Here is a 19,607-nt window from a genome sequence, read left to right as displayed (position 1 = left end):
AAGGGCATAGGCATGGCCAGCAAGGCGGATGATTTCACGCCGCTCTCGGGCGCTGCGCTGGTGATTGCCGGCGCCGTGCTCGCGCTCAGCAATTTCATGGTCGTGCTGGATACGACCATCGCCAATGTCTCGGTGGCGCATATCGCCGGCTCGCTCGGCATCTCCTCCTCGCAGGGGACGTGGATCATCACCTCCTATGCGGTGGCGGAAGCGATCTGCGTGCCGTTGACCGGCTGGCTGGCGGGGCGCTTCGGTACCGTGCGTACCTTCACCTTCGGCATGATCGGCTTTGGCATCTTCTCGGTGCTCTGCGGCCTGTCGAGTAGCCTCGGGATGCTGGTCGCCTTCCGCATCGGCCAAGGGCTGTGCGGCGGGCCGCTGATGCCGCTTAGCCAGACCCTGCTGATGCGCATCTTCCCCAAGCATCTGCAGGGGCAGGCAATGGGTCTGTGGGCGATGACCACCGTGATCGCGCCGATCCTCGGCCCCATCCTGGGCGGCACGATCAGCGATAGCTGGTCCTGGCACTGGATCTTCTTCATCAACGTGCCGGTCGCCGCGCTCTGCGCTTATGGCGCCGTGCGCTTCCTGAGCCGCGCCGAAACGAAGACCGAGAAGATGCGTGTCGACACGATCGGTCTGGCACTGCTGATCCTGTGGATCGGTGCGTTGCAGATCATCCTCGACATTGGCCGCGAGCATGACTGGTTCGGGGACAGCAAGATCGTAATCCTGGCGATCATCGCGCTGATCGGCTTCGCGCTGTTCCTCGCCTGGGAGCTGACTGAGGCGCAACCGATCGTCAATCTGCGGGTGTTCCGGCATCGCGGCTTTTCCGCGGCGGTGCTCAGCCTGTCGCTTGCCTTCGGGACGATGTTCTCGGCGGTGGTGCTCATCCCCCAATGGCTGCAGACCGACCTTGGCTATACCGCCACGGATGCGGGCTATGTGACCGCCTTCATGGGCGTGGCTGCCGTCATCATGTCGCCCATCGTCGGCAAGCTCACCAACAAGGTCGATCCGCGCATTTTGGTGACATTCGGCATCCTGTGGCTCGGCCTCACGTCGCTGCTGCGGGCGCACTGGACGTCGGGCGCGGACTTCTGGACGCTGGCCTTCCCGCAGCTGATGCAGGGCATCGGCATGCCCTTCTTCTTCATTCCGCTCACCACGATTGCGCTCTCGGCGGTAGACCCGGACGAGACCGCGTCGGCCGCAGGCGTGATGAGCTTCCTGCGCACGATGGCGGGTGCCATCGGCACCTCCGTCGCGACGACCATGTGGGCCAATAGTGCTGTGACGGCGCGCAGCGAGATGGTCGGCGCCATGAACAGCGAGGCGACGCGTGAGGCGCTGCAAGGCGCCGGCTTCTCGCTCGATCAGGTGCGCGGGGTGATCGAGCAGACCGTCCAGCAGGAAAGCCTGACGGTGGCGATCAACCACATGTTCCTGCTGTCCGCAGCCGCCTTCGTGTTCGCTGCTGCAGCAGTATGGTTCGCGCCCCGGCCGAAAAGGGCCGTCGATCCGGGCGCGGCGCATTGAGCAGACCGGAATAATTGTTGTCCCACCGGGGTGCCAGCGATGCAGCCATGCCACGAATGCGACCAAGCCGGTACCTGTCTTCATGGAGCTGGGGGAAACTTGCTCTGTCGGCCTGATCGCCAGCAACGCCATTGGCGATTTAGAGCACCATAGTCCGACGCTTGGCTTAGCCGCTCGATTTAGCCCGTGTCGCGCCAGAGGGGGCCTTCTGTTCCGGGAAGGCGACTACCACCCTGTTCCGGCCTGAGGACTTGGCCCGATAGAGCGCTGCATCGGCGGTCTCCACCAGTTCCTCAGCTTGGCAATGCAGCGGCGCGGTGGCGACACCGATCGATGCCGTCACTGGGCCAAGGTTATTTCCGTCAAACGTGATCTGCAAATTCGCGATCTGCATGCGGATCATCTCCGCCCTTTTCTCAGCCTGTTCGGCATCCAATCCAACGAGAAGGGCCAGGAACTCCTCGCCACCATAGCGGGATGAGAGGTCTTCCTCACGCATCGCGTCCTTGAGGACAGCACCAACATGCCGCAACACGACATCGCCGGCTTCATGGCCGAACACGTCATTGAAGTGCTTGAAATGGTCGACATCGATCATCAGACAACTGATCGGCTTTCTTTTCCGCTCCGCATCAGTGATCAGCTCGACAAGTTGGCCATCAAGCCGCCGCCGGTTTGCAAGGCCGGTGAGCGGATCGGTCATCGCCATCTCGTGCAAAGTATCGCGCAACCGCAGATTGCCCAGCGCCAAGCTGATATTTTCTGCGACCAGTTGAAGTAACGCCAGCGGCATCGGCGGATGGCGATCAGGCCTTAAAGGCTCGAAATAGAGCATGCCGAGCACCTGACGTTGCGCGGCAAGCGGCAGACAGAGCGTGTCCGGAATTGGCAGGCCGCTCGCCTGATCGAGATGCTCGCATGGCACATCGATCTGAGCGCCGGCCGGTTGGTGCGGCAGTCCACGCCTGAGCGCCCAGCACGCGAGAGGGGCAAACTCGGGACGGGAATGTCGGGGTGCCAGCCAGTGGCAGGCTTCAACAACAGCGCCGCGTCGCTCGTCCCAGAGATAGAGACGGCCAGCAAATTCCGGAGCGATTTGGGGAACGAAGCGCTTCACCACGTTCTCCAGCTCGGAAAGAGTGTCGCAGCCCTGCATGCGCTGCGTCATCTTGGAGAGAAGATCGCGTATTGCGAGTTCTGCGTCCCGCTCCGCCGAAAGGCGCTGGCGTTCCAGACCATTCTCGCGAAAGATGCGGATCGCCTGCGCCATGTCGCCAATCTCGTCGATCCGATCGACTGGTGGCGGCTCCACCGCATAATCCTGGGCCGCGAGTCGGCTCACCACGTCGCTCAGCCGAACCACTGGTTTCAATACGCGCTGCTTGAAGATGAAGTAGAGCACGCCAAGGAACATGACGCCGGTGAGAGCCAGCACGATTTCGGATATAGTTTTCCAGACGCGGGCGATGCTTTCTGCGGCATCGACCTCTGCTTGGGTTCGCTGATCGAGTCGGCTTTGAAACTGCTCTATCATCATGTGGGCGCGATCAAACTCGCGCTCATATTCTGCGCCGAAGAGGATTTCCCTCGCGGTCTGCATGTCTCCACGCTCGTATGCGGCGAGCGCTTGCCGCTGTTCATCATGAAGCGTATCGGCCCAGCCGATCGCCTCCTTCAGGGCGCCCAGTTCTTCTTGCGTGGCGCCAGCATCGCTCAGATGCCGCACTCGACTTTCGATCGTTCCAAGCGTAGCCCCATTCCGCTGGTAAAGCAGGCGATAGGTCGGATCGCCGGTGTTGAGATACTGCCGGGCATGATCAGAGAGCGCAGAAATCTCTCTGTCGAGTTTCGACGTCGCCTGATCGAGCCGGTACCGGTTCTCGACGGCCGCGCGCTCCTCCTCCTGGGCGTGAGAAGCAAGCAGCATCGTTGTTCCCGATACGAGCGTGAGCGCTACGGTCATACCATAAGCCCAGTTTGTGATCGTCGCTAAGCGCATGGTTTTTCATTATGAGGCAGGCGCGACGAAAAGGTTAATGCGCGGCCTTCCGCGCAGAGCGCAGTCTGTCTAAACGGCCGGGGACGCAAAATCACCACAAGCAGGCCGGACGACCGGGAAGTATAGCGCAACAATCCTGCGCCAACCGCTTGCTATTCAGGTTTTGGCCGACCCTTGTAGCGCAGCTTGTCCACCTTGCCAGCCCGAGCGGCGAGGGTTTCGTCGGTATGTTGGCCGTACATCTCGTACTGCGGGATTGCGGGATCAAAATGGTCCCACGTCACCGCCTGCTTGAGGTAAATGACCTGCTGCGGTTCAACGACATTGGGGTCGTCCAGCGAGCCCGCCTGGATCATGATCATCTCGCCGGGGCCGGAACCTGATGTATATAGTCGTCCAGCGCACCGGCCGCAGAAGTGACGGGTTACCGTCCCGCCACTTTCGCCAAGATTGGTATAGGTTGTGACCGTGCCGGTAACCTGCAGTTGGCTCTTATGAACGCCGATGATGGTGGTGTGCCCCGTGCCAGTCGCCTTTTGGCAGTCTACGCAGCAGCACTGCATCTCAAACAGGCTCGGCCCATCAAGCTCATAACGGACGTCGCCGCAAAGGCATCCGCCCTGATACGTTTTGTCGAGCTCGATCATCCGCTTCTCCTCTCCAACAAGAACGCTCCGACAGCAGGTGTCTGCCGGAACGAAGCGAGCACCCTCGCAGAAAGTTTGTCGAAGCTAAAGCGCTACTGCACGCCGTAAAAAGGGCAACGCGCTGCGCAGGTCACGCGCGAACCGAGCAAGGCGGCCGCCCGCTCCAGCCAGGCTGGTCTCAGGGCTCGCATTGCGCATCCGAGACACCCTGAATAATTTTCTCCAGAATGCGGGTGGCAATATTCATCTCTTCCGTGGTGAGCTGGGTAAAGGCTCTGGATCGAAATTGGGACAATGCTGGCTGCACCTGAGCGACCACATCCAGGCCGGCGGGGGTGATCTCAATATAGCGTGATCTTTTGTCAGCAGGATTGTCGATGCGGCGAATCAGCCCGTCCTTCTCCAGAGAGTTGAGCGTCCTGATCAGCGGTGGCCACTGAATGGCGAGACGAGCCGAGAGATGGGAGGTCGTCACTGGCGGCGGGGCAACGCTCAAGACGTACAGGGTTTGCCAACGGGATCGCGATTGACCTGTGGCCGGCATCATCCGGCTTTCGACATACGTCCCCCAGCGACGCGCCGACAGCGACAATAAGCGGGTCAGCTCGAACTCCACCTCATCGCGCGCGTCTCCGGAAGAATAGCCTTGATGATGCGACGGCTGATCCTCGGATGGAGCGGGTTTGAATTCTTCAGGGGTCATTCCGTCTCCACTGCCGCGTCAATGCCCGGGAAAAGGCTGTCTTCATTAGCGATCACGAGCCCTCTGTAAAACGTTCGCGTTGTCGCCCCACGATCCGGCTCAATCGCTTTGACATTTTATGTACCCTGATACACAACGCCCCTGAGGGCCGCTCGAGAAGCCCGAGGGACAGGAGATCTGAAAGATGCGAACGACCATCCATGTGCGCGCAGGCGCGAGCGTGTTGGCGATCATGAGCTTGATCGCAATGACGGCGGCTCAACCGGCCAGCGCGCAGGTCGCCGCGCAGGACGAGGCGGAAGGCTCAGCTGAAAGCGCGCCTGAGCAGGCCATCGTGGTCACCGGTACGCGCCTTGGCGGTGGTTTCAACGCTCCCACGCCCGTGACCAGCATCGGCTCCGAGCGCCTCGAAGCCCTCGGCATCAACAATGTCGGCGAGGCGCTCAATCAGCTGCCGAGTTTTCGCGCCTCCAGCGGGCCGGCGGCGCAGGCCAATCTCGGCGGATATATCGGCGCCCGGCTGCTCGATCTGCGTGGTCTCGAACCCCAACGCACCCTTGTCCTCGTGGACGGCAAGCGCTTCGTGCCCAGCACGGTGCAGGGATCGGTCGACACCAATCTGATTCCATCGTCACTGCTGAAGACCGTGGACGTGGTCACGGGCGGCGCATCGGCGGCCTACGGGTCTGATGCGGTTGCCGGCGTGGTGAACTTCATCCTTGATCGCCGGAAAACCGGGCTCGACGGAGAATTTTCTGCCGGCGTGTCGCAGCGTGGCGACGATGGCAATCTGTTCGCCAGCCTGTCCGGCGGCATGAGCCTGGGCGACCGCATTCACGTCATTGCGGCCGTCGAATATGAAAAGCTTGAGGGTTTGGGTGACTGCACCACACGCAGCTGGTGCAACAGTCAGACCTTGATCCTCGGCAATACCCCGGGCGCGGGTGGCCAGCCTGCCAATCTGATCGTGCCTGGTGTCAATACGTCCACCATGTCGTCCGGCGGGCTCATCAACCGGTCCTACAACGCTGCCGGTGCGGTGATCGGCACAACCGCGAGCGATCCACTGCGCGGCACCAAGTTCCTGGCGGATGGCACGCCCGGACGCTTCCAATATGGCACGCTCGTTGGGCCGCTGTTCATGCTCGGTGGCGAGGGGCAGGGCCGGAACGGCTTTGTGTCGAGTTTGCGCCTGAAGGTGCCGCTGGAGCGTGTGTCCACTTACGGTGCTCTGACCGCTGACCTGAGCGACGATGTGACGCTGAGCGCCGACGTTTCCTATGGGCGGGTCAAGGGCACGGTCGAGGGCGCAATTTTCCGGGATTTCAACGGGACGCTCCTGGGACGCATCAAGCGGGACAACCCCTTCATCCCGCAGTCTGTCCAGACAGCGATGGATGCCAACGGCGTCGCTTCCTTCATTCTCGGCAAGGCCTCCTTCGATTTGGGACCGGGCGTGGCGACATCCACAACCGAAACCTATCGTGGGGTGCTGGGTCTCGAAGCGCGGCTGAGCGACCGATGGACGCTGAATGGCTTCTATCAATATGGCCGCACCAACTTCACCCAGAGCGCGACGAACCTCGTCAATCTTGCCAAGCTGGGCCGGGCGGTCGATGCGGTTCAGTCCGGCGGAAACGCCATTTGCCGTGTGAATGCGGACGCAAGCACAACCAACGACGATCCCGCATGCGTCGCTTTCAACCCCTTTGGCGAGGGGCGGTATAGCGCTGCGGCCGCCGCTTATATCACCGACGATGGCTTCCAGCGCACCGTGAACGACCAACACGTCGTTGGGCTCGACGTGCGTGGTGAGCTGTTTGATTTGCCGGCGGGCCCGGTAAGTGTCGCGGTGGGCGGCGAATATCGCCGCGACAAGGTCGATGGCACGGCTGATCCGGTTTCAGCAGCGAACGGCTTTTATGCATTGAACGGGTCCGCGTTGAGCGGTGCCGTCACGGTCAAGGAAGTGTTCGGCGAAATCGCGGTGCCTGTTCTTCGGGACAGCGCGCTCGGCGCCGCGCTAGACCTCAATGGCGCGATCCGGCGGACGGACTACAGTACGACGGGCGCGGTGACGACCTGGAAGGCCGGCCTCGTCTATGAGCCGATCGATGGCCTGCGCCTGCGCGGCACACGCTCGCGAGACATTCGCGCGCCCAACATCTTCGAACTGTTCGGGCCGCAGACGCTGCGCTCCATTGGCTTGTCCGATCCATTGAACAATGGCCTGCAAACCAATCCGTTCGTGCTCACCGGATCCAATCCCGACCTCTCCGTTGAGACGGCGGACAGCTGGACGGGCGGCGTGGTCATCACACCGCGCGGCGGCGCTTTGCAGCGCATGAAGTTGTCGGTGGACTACTATAATATCAAGGTTGCCGGGGCGATCGGGGCGCTTGGCGCGCAGACGTTGGTCAACCGTTGTGCGCAGGGTGCCACCACCTTCTGCAATCAGATCACGCGGGATGCGAACAATCAAATCCTGCAGGTGCGGGACGTGATCCTCAATTCGAATGCGTTGAAAACCAGCGGCTTCGACATCGAGCTGCAATATCGCCAGCCGCTCGGTGGCTGGGGCGATCTCAACGCGCAGCTCATAGCCAATGTGACGCAGGAACTCACCACCGTCGACTCGCTCGGCGCGGTGGATCGCGCGGGGCAGACCGGCGTGCGCACCGGCACGATCCCTGGCGTGCCGGATTATGTGCTGGATGGCGTCGTGACGCTGACCGCCGGAAAGGTCCAGCTTACCGGACATGGCCGCTACATCCCGTCGGGCATTTACTGGACGAACTTCATCGGCCCCGATCAGGATGGTTACTCGATCACCTTGCCCAACAGCGTGGACAATAATCGGGTGCCGGCGCGCTTCTATCTCGACCTCACGGCGCGCGTGAATGTCGACGCTGGCATTGGCAGGACGTTCCAGCTCTTCGCCACGGTGAACAACGTGTTCGATCGTGATCCGCCCTCGTTGCCAGGACCGTCCGGCGGCACCAACCAGATCCTGTTCGATCCTGTCGGCCGCGCATTCAAGGTCGGCGCGCGGTTCCACTTCGGCGGTTGATGCATCGAAAGCGAAGTTGATCCTCAACTTCGCAGGCCCCGAGCGTTGCAAGGCGATCGAACTTGCGTTTGGCGTTTGATGGCCTCGCCAGCTTGGGACATATTTGACCGCGCGAAGGACGTCCTGATCGCTCCCGTCGTTTGATCAGGCGCTGGCCAGCTAGATCGACGGTCATCGGGACAAATGGGCCGTCGGACATGTCGCTCGAACGGTTGCCGAAGGGGTTATGCCCCGCGCTGCTTCTGAACCGTGCGGCATCAAAGCCGCCCTCGGTTCAGCTGGCTAATATGTCGGCAGCTATGTGACCTTCGCGTTGGATTGCAGGCCCGCTGCAGTGGGAAGTTGAGCCAGCGCATCCGTTAGGTTAGCGACCGTGTCGATCACCAGATGCGCGCCAGCTGCGAGCAGTGTTTCTCGCGCGGCGGCCAGACGCGCCTCGCGCTCGCTGACCGGAAGCGCCATCAGCGCATCTTCCGAGAGGCCGACGATGTTACCGCTGCGGACGACACCGACCGTCCACACACCTGCGGCGCGGCCTTCCATGATGCCGACTTCGGTATCATCCACTTTCAGGCAGGCCTCTGCAGGCCAGACGTTGAGGGCGATCAGGTTTTGCCAGACCATGAAGGGTGAGGGGCGCCCTGAAGGCGTTTCGCCCGCGCAGACGACATGGTTCGGATCATATCCTTGCGCTTTCGCCATGGACAGGATGTCGTCCATCATATCGCGGCTGTAGCCGGTGCAGGAACCAATCTTCACGCCTTGCGCCTGCAGTGATTGCGCGACGGTTGCGGCGCCCGGAACGAGCGTTGCGCATTCGCGAGCGGCGGCACGCATCGAGTCTCCGATGGCGTTGAAGATCATGTCGCCGTCTACCACGCTTGGGAGCGAGCCTTTTGCGGCCTGCCACGCAGCAGCGATCCGCGGCTTGACCAGCAGCGCGCCGATATGGTCGCGTTTCGCGCGGCCCATATCCTCGCGGGCTTCGGCTTCCGTAATCGGCACGCCATGCGCCTCGAAGACATGGCAGAGGGCTATAACCGGCGCTCGGCTCCCGAAATCGATCATCGTGCCGGCCCAATCGAAGATCACCGCTTTCAGACCTACGCGCATAAATCTTTTCCTTCCGATCCGCTGTTTGATGAATCGCCGCCAGACAGAATGCGGTCGACCACATCCTCGGCCAGCGCGAAGCTGGTTGAAGCGCCGGTTCCGCTGGTCACGATGACCAGGCGCACGCCTGGCATGGGTTCGCGAACGAGGCTGTGGCCGCTGCCGCTGGCATAGGTCCCGGTCCAGCGCTCGGTCACCGGCGGGGCCGCGCCGAAGATCTGCACGAACTGGGCAATGATGGCGCTGTCTACGACGGCACTAGCAAAAGGCGGGGGCGTAGCGCCGTAGCTGTGGCTGTCGCCCACCACGAGGCTGCCGTCCGCGCTTTGAACCACGATCAGGTGAATGCCGTAATTGAGAGCCTCTGCGGCCTCGGCGCGGAGTCGGGCTTCCAGCGCCGCGGCCTCGGGCAGGGCGGCATAGCCCAGATAGCGGACCATGCTGAGGTCGCTCATCACCGGCGCTGGCAGGCGCCACCCGGGCGGGACGAGACGCAGCATTTGCAGGAAGGAGCGGGTGACGCGGGCCTGCGCGATCTCCTGCGGGAACAGCGTGACCAGGTCGTCGCCGGGGCAGACGATGATATGCGGGGCCTTGAGCGTGCGGCCATCGGCAAGGTGCACAACGCCCGTTTCGACAGCACGCACTGCGGTACCGCGCTGAAAATCGATGCTATGCGCGTCGGCCAGCCAGCGCGCCAGCAGCGGAATGGCCGTGCGCGATTCTACGCGCAGATCCTCCCCACTCAGCAGCGCTGCCGAAAAGCAGCCCTGCAGCATGGGAAAACGCTCTGAGACCTGTGCGCGGTCGAGAAGACTGCATTGTTCCCCCATCTCCGTCCGCTGGAAGGCGTGAAGCACGTCGGCGGCTTCCGGCCGACGCGCCAGCAGCAGCAAGCCTTCCTGCTCAATGGCGATGCCCGCCTGCGGTGCGACCTCGCGCCAGACCTGCGCGCTGCGCCGGGCGAGCGACCAGACCTTGCCCCGTTCCTGCCCGGTCACGGTGACGAAGCCGAAGTTGCGGATGGAGGCGCCATTGGCCTGCGCGTCCCGGTCTACGACCAAGGGCATAAGGCCTCGCTTCACGGCGGCGAGCGCATGGGCCAGGCCGACAATGCCGGCCCCGACGATGATGAGATCAGGAACGCGCAGGCTGGCCATGGCGTTTTCCCAGATGGAAGTGGAAATAGGCTGCCGACAGCAGGGTCATGATGCCCACGGAGATTGATGTCACATAGGCAAGGTCGATATAGAAAGGCAGCCAGTCGATCCTGCCCGCGCCGAAGCTGCGGTAGAGCAGCAGTGCAACGCTGCCCGCGTAGCCGGAAGCATCGGCAATGTAGATGAGAAAGCCGGCATTGCCGGCATGGCCGATGGCCGCGATCATCCGATCGAACAGCATTGCATTGAACGGCGTGTAGGCGAAATAAAGGCCCGCGCCGGTCAGGATCATGTAGGGCAGCGGCAAGAGCAGCCCGGACTGGAACGCCAGTGTGGAGACACCGAGCAGCAGGGCTCCCAGAAACACGATCCCATGCATGGCCAATAGCGCGCGCAGATTGTCCCGCACCAGCATGAGAAGGCCGAGCGCAAGCAGCACGAGGGCAGCAATCGGCAATTCGCTTTCCGAGAAGACCGAGGCGACGCCGCCATAGCCCATGGAGGCCCACAGTTCCGCCGCGAAATTGTCGCGGAAATCGCGGATCGCAGTCAGCATCACATAGCCGGCGACAAGCAGCAGCATGGCAAAGCCGTAGTTCGCAAGAAAAGCGGCCCGATCGGCGCGGTGCATGGGTGTGCGGACCGTGCGCTCCGCTTCGTCGCGTGCGTCGGGCGGAGGAAGGTGCTCCAACATCCGCAGTGACACGAAGAGGAGCGGAAAGAAGAGCAGCCCGGTTGCGGCGGGCATCCAATAGGCGCTGACGCCCCAGTTCATGAGCAGCACTGCGACCGACTTCACCACGCCCGACGACACAATGAAGCTGGCGCAAAGCAGCGCTCCCATCGCTTCCGAAGCGCGGCGACCCTCGATATACGAGAAGACCAGTCCCCAGATCATGCCGAGCGGGAGGCCGTTGAAGAACAGGAACGCGATGTTCCAGGGAGCCGGCACCAGCGCAAAGCCGACCAGTGCCAGCCAGGCCAGCCCGATGAGCCCGGCAATGGCCGTTGCGCGGCCCTGCCGGCCGAACTCAGCGATCACCCGCACGCCAATCAGCTTCGAGAGTGCATAGCCCAGCACCTGAGCGATGAGCAGGGCGCTTTTATAGTCGATCGCCAGGCCCCACGCTTCGATATCCGTGAACGTGGCGGCCGCAAAGGGTTTGCGGAACGCGTACATGGCAAAATAGGCACTGAAGGCCGCAATGCCGCCCACCGTGAGCGCGGCAGTGCTGGTCGTCGAACCATGAGCGGATGGACGCATTCGGATGAAGGACTCGTCAAAGAAGGTCTAAATCTGGTATGGACCAGTTAGAAGACTATTTTGTGACGGTTCGGGACGATTGCTGGGTGCAACGGAGCCCGACCTGACTGCGCGGCTCCAGCGTGATCAGATCCCGAACAGCGCCCGTGCTGTCGCTCATCGACAACTCCAGCCGGTCCTTCCACAGCCGCGCCAATAGCACATGATGTCCGCGAAACTGCGCGGCCGCCGTGTTGCTGCGCACAGGCATGGCGCGCTCCAGGTCGCCTCCGCCGCCGCCGATCTGAATATAGGTTACGCCGCCGCAGGCCGGCTTGCCGTTCAGGATCGGCCAACTGCGCTCATAGCTGTGAATATGGCCGGAGAGCACGAGGTCGACGCCATGGCGCTCGTAAAGATCCACGAAGTCCTTGCGGATTTCCGGGTCGCCGCCTGTCGTCGGGCCGGCATAGCTGTCGCCATAATCGTCATCGTCGGCGCTCCACGCCGGCTGGTGATGCACGGCGATCTTCCAGCGCGCCGTCGATCGGGCGAGTGCGCTTGCGAGCCATGCGCGCTGCTCGCCCCGGAAGCCCGGCGCCTGCCGTTCGCGCAGGGCCAGATTGCCGCCGAGCACGAAGAACTCCGCATCGCCGATCACCCGGCTGTAATAGCCGCGATGTTCCCCGTCCGGTCCAAGGTCCGGCTGATTGTGGTAGCGGTCAAAATTGGTGAAGAGGCGGATATCCCTCGCAGGATCGGCCACGTCCACATCGCCATTGCCGCGCGCCGCCAGCACCGGCACGCGCGCGATCAGCGGACCCATGCCGACAAAATATTCGTCGGTCCAGTGCCAGCGGCGCTCGTCTTCCTCCCCGCCGATAAGGTCGCCGGCGATGAGCAGGAAATGCGGACGCTGCTCCCAGGCAAGCTGTGACAGGCGGAAATTGATGAAAGGGCGTTCCTGCGTGTCGCCGATGGCTGCGAACACCAGCGGGGCGCCCGGCTCCGGCATCGTCCGGAAAGCAAGGGTTCCGCTGTCGGTCGCCGCGCCGTCGGCGCCGGTCGCGCGAACGCGGTAAAAATAGACCGTGTCCGGCTGTAGCGGGCCAAGCGTCGCGCGATGGGGCCGGTCCGCCGTGGCGAAGGTCTGGTGATGATCGAAGGCTGTGCTTTTGCCCCAGTCGAGCGAGGCGCTGGCGGGGACATTGGTTTCCCAGAGCAGCTTTTGCTCGGTGGTGCCGGGCGGCGTCAGATAGGGGCCGGCGGTAAAGCGCAGGCCGGGTTCCGTACCCCGGCTTGCGTCGGTGATCTCGGTCTGGCGAACGGTCCAGAGGGTCGCCACCTCGGCCGGGGTCAGCGCCCGGTCGAAGAAGGCTGCATCGCGCACCAGATTGGGTAGGCGCATGAAGGGCTCGGCACCGAAATAGCCGGCAATGCCGAGGTCGGTTACGGATTGGGCCAATCCCTCGGCCTCTCCCACCAGCTGCCCATTGTGATAAAGGCGCCAGCGGTTCCCGTCGTACGTGCCGACAAGGTGGTGCAGATAGGCGCGCCATGGTGCCAGCCGGTGATCTCGCGTTGTGGGCTCAAGCGTGACCGGCCCGAAGACAAGCGACGCGCCATGGTCGAACTTGTCGTTGCCCAGCCGGCTCATATCGCCGAGCGACCAGCGCGTGCTGCCGGTCGCATCGCGGCCCCCAATTAGGACGCCGACCGGCCGGTTGACGTGGTCGTTCAGCCAGAGTTCCATACTGAAGGGGCCGGCAAGCGGCACCGGGAAATGCGTCAGATCCGAAGGCACCTCGCTGGCGGTCTGGCCATAGAGCCGCGGGGGCACCCAGGCGGGCGGCGCGATCATGGGCGCTGCCAAGGACTGAACCGGCTGTTCCGGGGCGTCCGGTGCCGGGATGAGCGTATAGTCCGGCGCGAAGTGCCACTCCGCCGTCGGCAGCGTGCCGGCTGTCAGCACAGCGAGCACAGGGAGCAACGCTGCCCGCCGAGGTAGCATTGCGAGCCGCTGTCCGAAACGTGGTGGCGTGGGGCAGTTCGTGTCCACGGCGCCGCCCTCATACCGTCAGCCGCATTACCCCGATGCCAGGGTCCGTCCTGCCGGTCCTCCCAGTTTCTACCTTGCCGGCAAAGCGCCGCAGGAAAGCCGGATCGCGATCGGTGGTGACGGTAAGGTCATACCAATGGTCGCTGGCGTCGAGCGGGAATAGCAGCTCGCCCGTTGCGCCCGGCGCCACCGTGAGCCTGCGGTCGCGCGCGCCGGTGTTTGGATAGGCCCCATCCATCGCGGCGAGGAACGTGACCGGCTGGGGGCCGCTGTTAGCGAGGCGCAATTCCACTGCGCCCTTGTCGGCATGTTCGACAAGGCTGGCCTCGACATGCCCATCCCACGGTCCGACATAGCGGCGCCAGTAGCCGTTCGGCCCGCGCAGCGTGAGATCGTAGCGGTCGGCCGCGCCGCCCGGATACCAGTCTTCCTCTGCATGACTGTGTCCTGCCCCGATTGTGAAGTGCCAGGGCTCCTCACGGTCGAGATTGTCATGCACGGTAAAGGTGACCCCGACCGGGCCGCTGTTGCGCATCTCGATACGCAGTTTGTCCGCCGGGGGCAGCGTGGCTGCGGTATCGAAGCGGTAGGGCAACGGGCGGTGGGGCCGCTGCCCCTCATACTGCCCACCGGGCGCCTGGCTGGCGGGAATGCCGAACTCTGCGGCCGCCTTGGAGACCGCATTGCGGCTGGCGAAATCAGCGGTCACGCTGAAGTCGAGCTGGGATAGATCGACGTCCGCCTTCGAGAAATCGAGGGTGGATGTCAGGTCGCCGCAAACCGAGCGCCGCCAGGCACTGATATTGGGCTCCTGCACCCCGAAGCGCTCCTCGATCAGCCGGATGACGGAGGTATGGTCGAACAGCTGCGAACAGACCTGACCGCCCCGGCTCCAGGGCGAGACGACGATCGTCGGGGTGCGGATGCCGAGGCCGATGGGGTTCTGCCCCGGCACTTTCACGGGCTCGCCGGTGGTATCCTTGGTCTCCCCGTCGAGCGGCACTGTCGAGTGGCCACGATAGCGGCCGACCGGCGGCACCGGCGGCGGCATATGATCGTAAAAACCGCCGGCCTCGTCATAATTGAGGATGAAGACGGTGCGGGCGAACACCTCCGGGTGATCGACCAGCGCGTTGATGAGTCCGGCAGTCACATGCTCGCCGGTCGAAGGCTCGGCTTTGGGATGTTCGGACAGCGCGGCTGCCGTCACGACATAGCTCACCTGTGGCAAGCGGCCATTGGCAATGTCGTCGCGAAAGGCCGCCACCAGCTGCTCGCCGTCCGAGCGCTTGCGATCTGCGCCGTCCTTATGTTCGCTGACCCACGATCGGCCCCGCTTGTACAGCTCGGACTCCGGCGTGCACGGGCGGAACGGCGGGAAGACCGAGAGCAGATTATCGCCGAAATTGTCGTATTCCTGGTAGACCTTCCAGTCGATCCCCGCCTGCTGCAGGCGCTCAGCATAAGTGGTCCAGTTATAGGCGTCTTCGCGCAGCTTCCTGTCCTCGCGCATGTCGGCGCTCGGCGTTTCGTCCTCGCCATAATTGTTCATCTGCGGATCGCCGCCGACCGTCCCGCCGCCATTGCATCCCGTGAAGAGATGCAGGCGATTGGGGTAGGTCTGCGTCATCGTCGAGCAGTGATAGGCGTCGCAGACGGTGAAGGCGTCGGCGAGGGCGAAATAGAAGGGCAGATCGCTCGCGTCATAGTGGAGCATGCGGTGCTTCAGTTCGCCGGTGTGGCCCCAGCGATCATAGCGCCCGCTATTGAAGATCCACATGTTCTCTTGGTGAGACTGGTCTGCGCCGTCGACATAGAAGGCGCGCGTGGTGGCCGAATCACCGTGATAGGGGAGCACGTGCCCGTCAGGATGCTCGCCGGAGGGCTGCGCCCAGACCGCCCGCCCGCCGGGCAGCCGCAGGGGGCGGGGGTCGCCCAGCCCGCGCACGCCGCGCATCCGGCCGAAATAATGATCGAACGAGCGGTTCTCCTGCATGTGGATCACAATGTGATCGACATCCTGCAGCGTGCCGGAACGTCTGGCGGGGGCCACCGCGAGGGCGCGCTCGATGAGGCCGGGATAGGCGGCAGCGATGGCGCTGCCTCCCGCAAGTCGCAGAAAATCCCGCCTGTCCCCTCGAATCATCTTCCCTTCCTCCGATCCCTGCGATAGAGCCACGATCCTGTCTTCTGGTATAGTCCAATAAAGACAGTTTAGCGACAGGTCGCTGGACCCGGATGCGCTGGAGCGCCGGCAGCAGGCCGGCAGGGGGATATATTGTCAGTAACGGCCACCATGATCGATCAGATCCGGATGATGTTCGACCGGTTCGGGCGGGAATATTATGGCGAGAATGCCACCCAGTTGGCTCACGCGCTGCAATGCGCCTGCTTGGCCCGGCGCGACGGCCGAACGGACAGTCTGGTCGCTGCGGCGCTCCTGCACGACATCGGTCAGTTCATCGATGACGCGGGCCATGCGGCCGAGCAGTTGAATGTCGATGCGCGCCACGAGGTGACCGGCGCCGCCTTTTTGGCACAATGGTTCGGGCCGGCGGTGACGGAACCAGTGCGGATGCACGTCGACGCGAAGCGCTATCTGTGTGCTGTTGAGCGCGGCTATACTGAGGGTCTGAGTGATGCGTCTGTGCTGAGCCTGCGCCTGCAAGGCGGCCCTATGGTGGTTGACGAAGCGAACCGATTTGCCGCTGAGCATTTCTTCGAGGATAGCATCCACCTGCGTCGCTATGATGATGCCGGCAAGCAGCCAGGTCTGCTTGTCCCGCCTCTGGAGAGCTATTTTCCCTTGCTGGAAAGCCTCGCTGCCGCCCGCAAATAGGCGAGGGCAGTTGCCCTTTTTGCTTTGCGTCCCGGAAGGTCATGGTCGAACCATGGCGTACAAGGAGAATCTGCACGGTTATGCCGATTGCGCAGCCGTTGTGCAGGTGCGAGAAAAAGTGGCATCGAAAATCAACAGCATATGTGCTCTTTTGAACATTGCTGACCGTCTGCCCCTGTTCCTGTCACGCCGATGTCATTTTAAACTGGTGTAGACCAATTGCGCCGAGGCGATGAGTCGCGGCGCACCGAATGGGGCGCGGACAAGATAATGTAGTTGCTGCATCCGGACGGACGTCGCGGCTCCCGGAGAACGAACGATGTTCTCTCCTGTGATGCCGCATGGGTTTTGCTCGAGGATATCGAGGGGGTATCAATGACCGTATCTTACTCTGCGCGCCGTTTTTCACGGCATCTGCTCGGCTCGGCTGCGGCCGGCGCCATCCTTTTTACCGGCACTGCCGCTCACGCGGCAGAGGCGGAGGTGGACGCCGACCAGTCTGCCACCATCATCGTCACCGGCCAGCGCCTCAGCACGGAAAGCGCCATTGCCGCCAAGAAGGACGCGCTCAACGTCATCGAAGAGGTCTCGGCCGACGATCTGGGCAAGCTGCCCGACGCGAATGTGGCGGATGCCATCGCTCGTGTTCCCGGCATCAGCGTCATCGTCAATCAGGATACGGGTGAGGGCGAATATGTCGCGATCCGTGGTCTCTCAGGCACCTATAATGCGGTTAGCATCAACGGCGTGCGCGTCGCCCAGACCGATCCCGGCAGCCGCGATGTGTCGCTGACCGTCCTGCCGCCCAATGGCCTTGCCGCCATCCGCGTGTCCAAGACGCGGACGCCGGACATGGACGGCGATGCCATTGCGGGTGCCATCGATTTCCGCACCCCTACCGCGTTCGACTTTTCCAAGCCGACCATCTTGCGCGCCTACGCTTCTGCCGGGCTGAACGGGCGCGCACATTCCGCCGGCGAGGATGCGGAGAGCTACCAAGGCCAACTCGACTTCGGCAAGAAGTTCGGAGACGGCTGGGGCTTTTTCGTGACCGGCTATTACGGCGTGAGCCATGGCAATGGCCAGGAAACCGAGAATGACGGCGAATGGGAGCCGCACAAGTGGCGCAAGGATTCGGAAGAAGCCATCTCCGAAGCCAACATGCACCTGCCCGGCATCGATCTCGATTACCGCCGCCTGGAGCAGACGCGATACGGCGGCAATTTCAGCCTCGACTATAAGGGCGATGCGCTGGAGCTTTATGTGCGGGGCCAGATCGCCCGGCAGGAACAGCGCGGCACCAATGATTACACTGATTACCGCAATCGCCCGACGGCGCGGCTCGTCCAGACGAATGTCGAGGATACGAGCCTCTTGCAACCCTCGCAGATGGTCGACGGCCAGATCATTCGCAACGGCAGTACGTACAAGACCTATGGCTACACGACGGCTCAGATCGTCGATCAGGATGGCGACGGCGTGATCTCGGATCTCGACCGTGCAACGCGCGGCTACTGGTCTCTGGCAGGTCGCTCGGGCGTCTGGAATCCGGAAGCCTTCCAGTTCGCGCGCAGCATGAACACGATCAATCTCAATCAGACGCTGGGCACCGTGGAAGCTGGCGGGCGCTGGCAGTCCGACAAGATGACGCTGGTGTTCAGCGGCAGTTACTCCGGCGGTTCGCGCGAGAACCCGGAAAACTACTCGGTCGGCTACAATTGCGACAAGTGTACGTTCCCGCTCAACGCCACCGGTCTCGACTGGGTCTCCAATGATCCGCGCTTCCCGCATGCCAGCATGCCTGCGTTCGCAGAATTCGTCGAGCGCGATCCCAGCCTGCTCCCGTTCGATGGTGCCAGCCATTCTCGCGACAAGCAGAGCGACGATCGCTTCGCCATCAAGGCGGACCTGACCTATGAGGTCGGCGGTGTGCTCGATTATGTGCAGGCAGGCGTCAAATGGCTGCGGTCCAAGCGCAAATATGATTACACGCCGCTCTACGATGGCGATTTCTCCGGCACCTCGCTCGACGGCAAGACTTTGGCGACGTCGGGGCTGATCGACAAGGACGTCACCAGCATGCTCAGCGGCGAATATTATTATGGCGCCGTCTTCAACCCGGCCGCCGTCATCGCCGCGATTGACGCTGCCGCGAAGGTGAATGGCTCCGGGGTCGATGAGGAAGACCTGCTTCGCGATGACAAGAGCGGGCGTGAGACCCTCTGGGCAGGTTACGCTCTGGCGAAGTTCGGCGACGAGCGGGCCAGCCTCGTCGCTGGTGCCCGCATGGAGCATCGGGAGGTTCATAACGAGTTCTGGAGCGATGACGGCGACAACAGCGGCTTCGACAGCACGGACAGCAATAGCACCCAGTTCCTGCCAAGCCTCACCGCCACCTTCCGGCCGACGAACAGCCTCGTCGTGCGCGGCGCGCTGTGGACGGGCTACTCACCGCCTGAATATGGCTATATCTCATCCGGTCAAAGCGTTACGCGCGATTCCGCCACGAATGAGATCATTGCAATCAGCCGCGGCAACCCGGACCTGAAGCCTGCCAAGTCCTATAATGCCGACCTCAGCATGGAATATTATCCCGATGCGTCGAGCCTCGTCTCGGTCGCCGGCTTCTATAAGCGGATCGACAACTTCATCTTCACCAACGGCAGCCAAGTGAATGCCGACACGCAGAACGGCACCATCGAGATCAGCCAGCCGAAGAACGGCGAGAAGGCGGAAGTCTATGGCGTCGAGTTCAATCTCATCCGCAGCTTCCAGGGGCTGCCGGCCCCATTCGATGGCTTCGGCTTCTCGGGCAATCTCACGCTCCAGCACAGCTCGGCCGAGACGGGCCTTGACTATCGCAAGGGTCGCCCGACGTCGCTAATCAACACGCCCAGCGTGCTGTACAATGCTGCGCTGACCTATCAGAAATATGGTTTCGAGGCCAAAATCTCGTACAATTATCGCGGCAAGTTCATCGAATCCCTGCGCGACAATGCCGTGGACAAGTGGGTGCAGCACAATCGCAGTGTCGATCTGCACACGCGCTACAACGTCAATGATCGGCTTGCTTTTGATTTCGACGTCGGCAACCTGCTCGATGATTGGAAATACTACACCACCAAGGGCGATAATCCGAGCTATCAGAAGGATTATATGGAGCCGGGGCGCACTTACACATTCCGTCTAACCTATGTGTATTGATCCACGTGTTAAGCTAAGATGATCGGGC

Annotated in this window: 12 protein-coding genes; 4 read left to right on the top strand and 8 right to left on the bottom strand. The window is 62.6% G+C overall.

Features of this window, described 5'->3' with window-relative positions:
• Positions 1-12: 12 nt before the first annotated feature.
• Positions 13-1,542: a DHA2 family efflux MFS transporter permease subunit gene (locus M2342_RS16815; protein ID WP_264579914.1), complete on the top strand. Its 1,530-nt coding sequence runs from the start codon at positions 13-15 to the stop codon at positions 1,540-1,542.
• 166 nt (positions 1,543-1,708) lie between these two features.
• Here the strand turns inward: M2342_RS16815 and M2342_RS16810 are convergent, their stop codons facing one another.
• The 3 genes from M2342_RS16810 to M2342_RS16800 form a co-directional block, all read right to left on the bottom strand.
• On the bottom strand, positions 1,709-3,541 hold the full coding sequence (locus tag M2342_RS16810) for a diguanylate cyclase (protein WP_264579913.1): 1,833 nt from the start codon (positions 3,539-3,541) through the stop codon (positions 1,709-1,711).
• 152 nt (positions 3,542-3,693) lie between these two features.
• Positions 3,694-4,188, bottom strand: a complete 495-nt coding sequence (locus M2342_RS16805; protein WP_264579912.1) for a GFA family protein — start codon at positions 4,186-4,188, stop codon at positions 3,694-3,696.
• A gap of 178 nt (positions 4,189-4,366) precedes the next feature.
• Positions 4,367-4,891: a MarR family winged helix-turn-helix transcriptional regulator gene (locus tag M2342_RS16800; RefSeq protein WP_264579911.1), complete on the bottom strand. Its 525-nt coding sequence runs from the start codon at positions 4,889-4,891 to the stop codon at positions 4,367-4,369.
• Positions 4,892-5,075: 184 nt separating this feature from the next.
• Here M2342_RS16800 and M2342_RS16795 point away from each other — a divergent pair, with 184 nt between their 5' ends.
• Positions 5,076-7,961, top strand: coding sequence for a TonB-dependent receptor domain-containing protein (locus M2342_RS16795; RefSeq protein ID WP_264579910.1), 2,886 nt, complete (start codon positions 5,076-5,078; stop codon positions 7,959-7,961).
• 297 nt (positions 7,962-8,258) lie between these two features.
• Here the strand turns inward: M2342_RS16795 and phnX are convergent, their stop codons facing one another.
• The 5 genes from phnX to M2342_RS16770 form a co-directional block, all read right to left on the bottom strand.
• Positions 8,259-9,074: a phosphonoacetaldehyde hydrolase gene (phnX, locus tag M2342_RS16790; protein WP_264579909.1), complete on the bottom strand. Its 816-nt coding sequence runs from the start codon at positions 9,072-9,074 to the stop codon at positions 8,259-8,261.
• Positions 9,065-10,234, bottom strand: a complete 1,170-nt coding sequence (locus M2342_RS16785; protein WP_264579908.1) for a TIGR03364 family FAD-dependent oxidoreductase — start codon at positions 10,232-10,234, stop codon at positions 9,065-9,067. The genes phnX and M2342_RS16785 overlap by 10 nt, the downstream gene beginning before the upstream one ends.
• Entirely contained in the window at positions 10,212-11,498 is a 1,287-nt protein-coding gene (locus tag M2342_RS16780; RefSeq protein ID WP_264579907.1) for a DUF5690 family protein, read from the bottom strand. Before M2342_RS16780 ends, M2342_RS16785 begins: the two co-directional genes overlap by 23 nt.
• A gap of 55 nt (positions 11,499-11,553) precedes the next feature.
• A complete protein-coding gene (locus M2342_RS16775; RefSeq protein WP_264580070.1) occupies positions 11,554-13,458 on the bottom strand; it encodes a metallophosphoesterase in 1,905 nt (634 codons plus the stop codon).
• A gap of 88 nt (positions 13,459-13,546) precedes the next feature.
• Positions 13,547-15,682, bottom strand: a complete 2,136-nt coding sequence (locus M2342_RS16770; protein WP_264579906.1) for a phosphocholine-specific phospholipase C — start codon at positions 15,680-15,682, stop codon at positions 13,547-13,549.
• A gap of 150 nt (positions 15,683-15,832) precedes the next feature.
• Between M2342_RS16770 and M2342_RS16765 the strand changes: the two genes are divergently transcribed.
• Positions 15,833-16,375 (top strand): HD domain-containing protein, encoded by a 543-nt coding sequence (locus M2342_RS16765; protein ID WP_264579905.1) that lies wholly within the window; start codon positions 15,833-15,835, stop codon positions 16,373-16,375.
• A gap of 375 nt (positions 16,376-16,750) precedes the next feature.
• Complete coding sequence (locus tag M2342_RS16760) at positions 16,751-19,579, top strand: TonB-dependent receptor (RefSeq protein ID WP_264579904.1); 2,829 nt, start codon at positions 16,751-16,753, stop codon at positions 19,577-19,579.
• Positions 19,580-19,607: the final 28 nt, after the last annotated feature.

The sequence above is a fragment of the Sphingobium sp. B8D3A genome, assembly GCF_025961995.1.
In the GTDB taxonomy this organism is placed as follows: domain Bacteria; phylum Pseudomonadota; class Alphaproteobacteria; order Sphingomonadales; family Sphingomonadaceae; genus Sphingobium.
Note: the sequence above shows the minus strand (reverse complement) of the source record. Positions and strands in the feature narration are given on the sequence as shown.